Source organism: Bradyrhizobium sp. CCH5-F6 (assembly GCF_001556045.1).
GTDB lineage: Bacteria > Pseudomonadota > Alphaproteobacteria > Rhizobiales > Xanthobacteraceae > Bradyrhizobium.
Map to the genome: position 1 here is coordinate 23,160 of NZ_LSIC01000210.1, position 6,862 is coordinate 30,021.

A 6,862-nucleotide genomic window follows, 5' to 3' on the forward strand; every position below is an offset into this window, starting at 1 on the left:
CAAGTTCCCGTTGCGCCGGCCCGGCCCGTGCGCTATCCGGCCGGAAAGGCCTGAGGCGGCTCCACATTTTCCCGCCCGGCCAGCCAAACCCAGGACGGAAACCGCCATGCCAGCCTATCGCTCCCGCACCACCACCCACGGCCGCAACATGGCGGGCGCCCGCGGCCTCTGGCGCGCGACCGGCATGAAGGACGCCGATTTCGGCAAACCGATCATCGCCGTCGTCAACTCCTTCACCCAGTTCGTTCCCGGCCATGTCCATCTCAAGGACCTCGGCCAGCTCGTCGCGCGCGAGATCGAGCAGGCCGGCGGCGTCGCCAAGGAGTTCAACACCATCGCGGTCGACGACGGCATCGCCATGGGCCATGACGGCATGCTCTACAGCCTGCCGTCGCGCGAGCTGATCGCCGACAGCGTCGAATACATGGCCAACGCCCACTGCGCCGACGGCCTCGTCTGCATCTCCAATTGCGACAAGATCACCCCCGGCATGCTGATGGCCGCCCTGCGGCTCAACATCCCCGCCGTGTTCGTCTCGGGCGGACCGATGGAAGCCGGCAAGGTCAAGCTGCAGGGCAAGACCAAGGCAGTCGACCTCATCGACGCCATGGTCGCTGCGGCCGACTCCAAGGTCAGCGACGAGGACGTCAAGGTGATCGAGCGCTCGGCGTGCCCGACCTGCGGCTCCTGCTCGGGCATGTTCACCGCCAACTCCATGAACTGCCTGACCGAGGCGCTCGGCCTCGCGCTGCCCGGCAACGGCTCGGTGGTCGCAACCCATGCCGACCGCAAGCGCCTGTTCGTCGAGGCCGGCCACACCATCGTCGATCTCGTCCGCCGCTATTACGAGCAGGACGACGCCAGCGTGCTGCCGCGCAACATCGCGAACTTCAAGGCGTTCGAGAACGCGATGACGCTCGACATCGCCATGGGCGGCTCCACCAATACCGTGCTGCATTTGCTGGCCGCCGCCCATGAAGGGCAGGTGGCGTTCACCATGAAGGACATCGACAGGCTGTCGCGCCGCGTGCCCGTGCTGTGCAAGGTCGCGCCGTCGGTCGCAGACGTCCATGTCGAGGACGTGCATCGCGCCGGCGGCATCATGGGCATTCTCGGCGAGCTCGACCGCGCCGGGCTGATCGACACCTCGGTCTCGACCGTGCACGCGCCGACCATGAACGATGCGCTGGAGCGCTGGGACATCAAGCGCACCAAGAGCGAAGCGGTCCGCACCTTCTATCGCGCTTCGCCCGGCGGCATCCCGACCCAGGTCGCCTTCAGCCAGGAGCGCCGTTACGACGAGCTCGATGCCGACCGCGAGAAGGGCGTCGTGCGCGACCTCGCGCATGCCTTCAGCAAGGACGGCGGTCTCGCCGTGCTCTACGGCAACCTCGCCCAGGACGGCTGCATCGTGAAGACCGCCGGCGTCGACGCCTCGATCCTGAAATTCTCGGGCCCGGCGCGCGTGTTCGAAAGCCAGGACGCTGCCGTCGAAGGCATCCTGGGCGGCAAGGTCGTCGCCGGCGAGGTCGTGGTCATCATCTATGAAGGCCCGCGCGGCGGCCCCGGCATGCAGGAGATGCTGTATCCGACCAGCTACCTGAAATCGATGGGCCTCGGCAAAGCCTGCGCGCTCGTCACCGACGGCCGCTTCTCGGGCGGCTCGTCCGGCCTGTCGATCGGCCATCTGTCGCCGGAAGCGGCGGAAGGCGGCAACATCGGTCTGGTGCGGACTGGCGACATCATCGCCATCGACATTCCGAACCGCAGCATCACGCTGGAGGTTTCCGACGAGGAGCTCGCCAGCCGCCGCGCAGCGGAAGAGGCGAAGGGCGATGCCGCCTGGCAGGCGACGGGCCGCAAGCGCAACGTCTCGACCGCGCTGCAGGCTTACGCCGCGCTCACCACCAGCGCCGCGCGCGGCGCGGTGCGCGAGGTGAAGCGTCGCTCGAACTGAGCACGCGCCGTCCGCCACCCGCGCATGGTCAACAAGTGCTGAACGGCCGGCGAGAGCCGGCCGTTCGCATTAAGGATGCCTCGACGAAGTTCGGCAAAGCGAGGTTTTGCGGCGTATACTGCGCCGACCTTCGCAAATCCATTTCGGGCAACTGGGGCACCACCGCAATGTCTCGTACTCTCGCCGTCGTCTTCTCGACCGCCGTCGCCGCGATTTCCATGACGGGCGCAGCCTCCGCCGGCTGCTACAATTGCTACACGCCGCCGCCCTGCACGACCTGCTATCAGCAGCAATATGTGCCGCCGCAATACCGCACCGTCGACGAGACCGTGATGGTGTCGCCGGGCGCCGTGGTCGCGCACCGCACGCCGGCGCAGTACCGCACCGTGATGGTGCCGCAGACCGTGATGGTCGCGCCCCCGGGCGTCCAGTACGAGCGCATCCCGCCGCAATACGCCACGCGCCAGCGCGTCGAGATGGTCTCGCCCGGCTATTCCTACTATGCCCCGGTGCAGATGAACTGCGCGTCCTGCGGCTACTGAGCCGAACAAGTTACGAAGAACAAGCGCGGCGCTCCCCGGGGGCGCCGCGTTTGCTTTTGCGCGCCTCAGGTGACTCCGGAGCCGATGGCACGTCCCCACCGGACTATCTAACGCGAGAACGCTGACCACGAGCCTGCCAAGTTCGCGTTGCCTTGCGCGGTCGACTGCGTTAAGCGACACCCATCCTGGGCTTGGAAGGGTGGCCGAGTGGTTTAAGGCACCGGTCTTGAAAACCGGCGTGCCCGCAAGGGTACCGTGGGTTCGAATCCCACCCCTTCCGCCAAGGTCGTAAAAATGGCTAATTATTCCAATGGGTTGATTTAGATTTGGTGAAGTGCCCACGACCCTAACCACGACTTACTTTGCCTTGCCCGGTCGTTAGACAATCGGCGCGCTTCAGCCATCGTTCAAAGCTCAACGAAGGCGAGGGAGGTAGGCGTGGAAGTCGGACTTGGAATCGACCCTGGCTCACCTGAGACGGAACTGATCGGACTGCTATTCACGCTCGTCGCGGTCATCGTTGTCCTGATCCAGGCTGGCGGCAGCGCGGTCGGAGGCCGCCAGGGTGAGTCTGGACCGAACGTTTTCCACACCCACGACAGGCAGTAGCTCGCGCTCGTTCCGCGCCCCTATGGATCGATAAATTGACTCTCGAGCGCGGCACGTCTCGATAGGGATGTCCAAGCCCTACACGCGCGTGCGTCTCATCTGCTGCGATGATGGTGACCTGAACCATCGCTACGAGATCCGAGTCTCAACCTTCGTGCAGTTCGACGAGAACCCTGGCCGGCGATCAATCAGCGGCCTACCGAGCAAGAAGGAAGCGGAGGAGATCGCCAAGGAGTTCGCAAGAAGCGAGAGAGATCGAACAGGTGCGCCGGTCTGGAAGGGAGGCCGCTCTGTATGAATGAAGAGGCCGCCGAGTGGGCGGCCTCGCAGCATGCTGACCAAATCTAGTTTGTTTTCTTTTTTTCTTCTTCCTTCTTCTTTGCTTCCTCGGCCTGTTTTTTTTCGTTGGCTTCCTTCATCTTTTTGGCTTCGGCTTCTTCCTTCTGCTTTTGCTGCTCGGCTTTGGCCTTTGCCAATTCTATCTCTTGCATCGAATTCATTTGAGCAACCGAAGGTGATGCTTGGACAATCGTTAGTGCGATAACGCCGAATAAGATTGCAATTAAGGTTTTCATGAACGGTACTCCCTTAAAGAGCCCCACGCCTAGAGCCTATCGCAGTGGTTGTGCGTTCTCTATCAAGTTGTCCCTAGAAGGTCCGCGACAAATTGGCTTAGGCTATGCGCGGTAAAAATACGGACAGAACCGCTGCTGTAAATAGACGCTGGAACGATGAGCATGAAATGCAAATGGGCCAGCGGAAACCGGCTGGCCCATGAACCTTAGCCCGTGGCCAGCCGCTCGATGTCGCGGAAGATCGATTCCGCCATCCTCTCGCCGCAGCTTCCGCAGTCCAAAGAGATATCCGCGACATTACGCGCCTTTGAGTAGGCCTGCGCACAGCGGATCTTGGTCATTATCCCGTCGGCAGTTGATGCAGGCGTTGCCGCAATGCGCTCCTCGATCGAGGCGTAGACCTCGAAAGCCCTGTCGCGCTCCCGCTCCAATTTTTTAAGGCCACGCGGATAGCGCTTGGCATTCCATGCATCAAAGGCGGCAATGATCTCGTCTGCCCGTGCACGCGCTTGGGGCGATGGGGTGAGCAACAGGAACCTCAGGGTCAGGTCATCGTCGGCACCGCTGCGCGCGGTAACTGGCCATCTCTCCTCGCGAAGTCGATTGACGTTGGCAGGACAGTCCCAGGCGTTGCGTACCTCGTCCACATACTGAAACTGCGGGAGACCGAGCTCCAGATCCTCGTCCCGCCATTCGAGAACCTTAGGCATTCTTGCGCGGTGGTCGTCGAACGCCAGGCGATCGACCGCAACATTCAGATCGCACCAGCGCTGCTCTGCCAGGACGTATTCGTCAGCGAGGCTCAATAGTTCAGCGTCAGGATGAGATTGCGGGAGGCTGGCGGCGAACGACGGTGCAATTGTCGGGGTGGCGGCGGCAATAGAAACGGCGGCGACGATCTTGTTCATCAGTGATCTCCTGCTCAGGCCTTCAGCATGGGCGTTACACGTCGAATGGGTCCCGTTTGGTTCTGTCGCGGTGCGCGCGGTCTGGAATGCGCCAGACGGGCTAGCTGAGGTCGGGGGAGATGTGGAGAATCGGACTGCGCCGGCGGCGCTGGTGATCTTGCGTGTCATGCGTAGGGCTCACTGGTTCGTCGGCCTCTCACAGCCGCGCCCGGTGACAGACCAGGCAGCCGGGGGTGAGAGCCTGCCAGTGAGACAGGTGCACCGCTTTTAAGGGAGGGACTGGGAAGCCTTCCCTCTGGACAGAACGGCACGCCCCGGCCATAAAGATCCGGTCGGTACCGCGCCGCCAAGCGCGTCCGTTGAGCCTCAAAGGGCTCGGTCAACCGCCGCCCATCGCTTGCAGGCGATAGGCAATTCCTTGCAGGGAAAAGCGGTCGATATCACTGGTCCGGGCTCTCACACCCAACCGGCATCATCAGCTGATTTGCGCTAAATATCCACCTCCTTTGGGGCGCTTTCGCGCGCCTCAAGGTTGCATTATCGTTGGGCGGCGTGAGGGGGCCTTGATGAGACAGCTTTTCATTCTTCTAGGGCTTTGCGTTCTGGCTGGCCCTGCGGATGCGATAGCACCGCGAAGTGCGACCTACTACTGCACGCCCGACGCAGCAGGAGGGGTCAGCTACGATAAGCAGCTGCAGCGATGGAACGCTGCGAATTTTAGGCCAGCGAAGGCCTTCGTTTTGAAACTCAACCACTTAAGTAGCGCTCGCGAGAAGATGTTCGACGGGGCAGAACTCTCTGCAGTCAATCGCTTCAATGTAGCTCTCACCGAGTCCGGCAGCAGTAAAGACATCCCCTGTCGCAATATGCGGGATTTTTCCAAACCGATTGAGGTATGGGACGAGGGTTGGGTACGCTGCGATTTCAATCTGACCGAGCTACGGTTCAATCCGGAAAACAATCGGTTTCTGACAGCGTACCTGGTTGGGTATGTCAGTGGCGACGATGACAACAGCGACACACCCGTTATCGGTATCGGCGTCTGCACCAAGTTAAATTAGTCGACAATGCATCGCCCACGCCGCGTCGAGTTCGTTCTTTCGCGGCTGCGCTAGTTGCACACCATTGATCTAAGAGCGGCAAGCGATGAATTCCAAGAATCTTCCTGGCCTGACTCCGATAGCAATATTAGGGCTTGCCACGATCCTTGTTGGTCTAATCAGCATCGGTATGCCCTTCACGTTCCCGGCCGAGCCTCTGAAGCTGACAGACTGGCTCGGCTTTGCCGGCAATCTGATTAGCGCAATGATAACTCTTGGCGCGGCAGTCGCTGCCTGGTTTGCCGTACAGTCACAGCTTGCGGCGCAACGTGCAATTTCCAATCGTCAAAGCGCAATCCAAAGCTACGGAGTTCTGCACGAGCTTGCATCCGTACTGGAAAACGAATTACGGCTCTCGCTTAAACTGAACCAGATAGCTCGATCAACAACTATCATTGATGAGTTGCGACGGTCACATCCAATTGGTCCAGCGGTCGCCGCCACCATCGTCCCTATGTTGAAGAAGGCTAAGGTAGACTTAGATGCCACGATGAACGAGTGGGAAATAGCGGACACGAAGCGATGGCAGTTCCAATCAGCACACAACGAACGAATGGAGCTTGAAGAAGCGATCGTCAAACTGAACGGAGAACTCACACGACACATCGCTACACTTGACATCGCGCTTTTGAATTCCGGAGCAATTAGAGACCCCCAGAGACTCATCGACGGCATCACATTTTCAAACAGTGCCAACCACGTCCACAAAAAAAGGCGAGCTTATACCACCAAGATAAACTCGGAGATTGGGCGGCTTCTCCCTAAACTGGCGCGTTTGCGCCAAGAAGGAGATCTGTGATGCCGACCCGCGCCTGCGTGAAGCCGCCGCCTGAGTCGCGGCAGGCTCATGTCGGTCGCGGCCATCGAAAACGCAAGAATCAGAAGCCTTGCCCTTGCGCTCGCCCTCCGGTTGCGGTTGGATCGGGTATGGCCAACCTATCGGAAGAACTAGCCAAGCATATCGAGGCCGCTAACGTCCTGGTGCTCGCCGGCAAGGTCGAAGACAGTCTGGAAAAGCTGTTGCTTGTGGCCGGCCGAGAGATTCCAAACAAAATCGCCAAGCGCATCTTCGCGGGCATGGGTCCGTTGAGCACTTTCTCCGGTAAGATCGAGGTGTGAACTTCCTCCGAATGAGTGGACACCTGTAGTAGGCTCGTTGAGCCTGGAGGTG

At 60.7% G+C, this 6,862-nt stretch carries 9 protein-coding genes and 1 tRNA gene; 8 read left to right on the forward strand and 2 right to left on the reverse strand.

Features of this window, described 5'->3' with window-relative positions; translation table 11 throughout:
• The first annotated feature begins 106 nt into the window (after positions 1-106).
• The 5 genes from ilvD (at position 107) to AX729_RS37000 (ending at position 3,406) form a co-directional block, all read left to right on the forward strand.
• Positions 107-1,957 (forward strand): dihydroxy-acid dehydratase, encoded by a 1,851-nt coding sequence (ilvD, locus tag AX729_RS36985; protein ID WP_061029713.1) that lies wholly within the window; start codon positions 107-109, stop codon positions 1,955-1,957.
• Positions 1,958-2,175: 218 nt separating this feature from the next.
• Entirely contained in the window at positions 2,176-2,499 is a 324-nt protein-coding gene (locus AX729_RS36990) for a hypothetical protein (RefSeq protein WP_061029726.1), read from the forward strand.
• 193 nt (positions 2,500-2,692) lie between these two features.
• Positions 2,693-2,782 (forward strand) — tRNA-Ser (locus AX729_RS36995).
• 155 nt (positions 2,783-2,937) lie between these two features.
• Positions 2,938-3,108, forward strand: a complete 171-nt coding sequence (locus AX729_RS40260) for a hypothetical protein (protein ID WP_156457413.1) — start codon at positions 2,938-2,940, stop codon at positions 3,106-3,108.
• Positions 3,109-3,175: 67 nt separating this feature from the next.
• Positions 3,176-3,406 carry a hypothetical protein gene (locus AX729_RS37000; protein ID WP_061029714.1) on the forward strand — a complete coding sequence of 77 codons (231 nt, stop codon included), beginning with the start codon at positions 3,176-3,178 and terminating at the stop codon, positions 3,404-3,406.
• Between the two features lie 46 nt (positions 3,407-3,452).
• On the opposite strand, the gene AX729_RS40265 is transcribed toward AX729_RS37000, so the two are convergent.
• Entirely contained in the window at positions 3,453-3,683 is a 231-nt protein-coding gene (locus AX729_RS40265; RefSeq protein ID WP_156457414.1) for a hypothetical protein, read from the reverse strand.
• Positions 3,684-3,889: 206 nt separating this feature from the next.
• Positions 3,890-4,591, reverse strand: coding sequence for a hypothetical protein (locus tag AX729_RS37005; RefSeq protein ID WP_061029716.1), 702 nt, complete (start codon positions 4,589-4,591; stop codon positions 3,890-3,892).
• A 566-nt stretch (positions 4,592-5,157) separates the two neighbouring features.
• Here AX729_RS37005 and AX729_RS37010 point away from each other — a divergent pair.
• The 3 genes from AX729_RS37010 (at position 5,158) to AX729_RS40270 (ending at position 6,810) form a co-directional block, all read left to right on the forward strand.
• Complete coding sequence (locus AX729_RS37010) at positions 5,158-5,652, forward strand: hypothetical protein (protein WP_061029718.1); 495 nt, start codon at positions 5,158-5,160, stop codon at positions 5,650-5,652.
• A gap of 85 nt (positions 5,653-5,737) precedes the next feature.
• Positions 5,738-6,490, forward strand: coding sequence for a hypothetical protein (locus AX729_RS37015; RefSeq protein WP_061029720.1), 753 nt, complete (start codon positions 5,738-5,740; stop codon positions 6,488-6,490).
• Positions 6,490-6,810 (forward strand): ribosomal L7Ae/L30e/S12e/Gadd45 family protein, encoded by a 321-nt coding sequence (locus tag AX729_RS40270; protein ID WP_156457415.1) that lies wholly within the window; start codon positions 6,490-6,492, stop codon positions 6,808-6,810. Before AX729_RS37015 ends, AX729_RS40270 begins: the two co-directional genes overlap by 1 nt.
• The last annotated feature ends 52 nt before the right edge of the window (positions 6,811-6,862 follow it).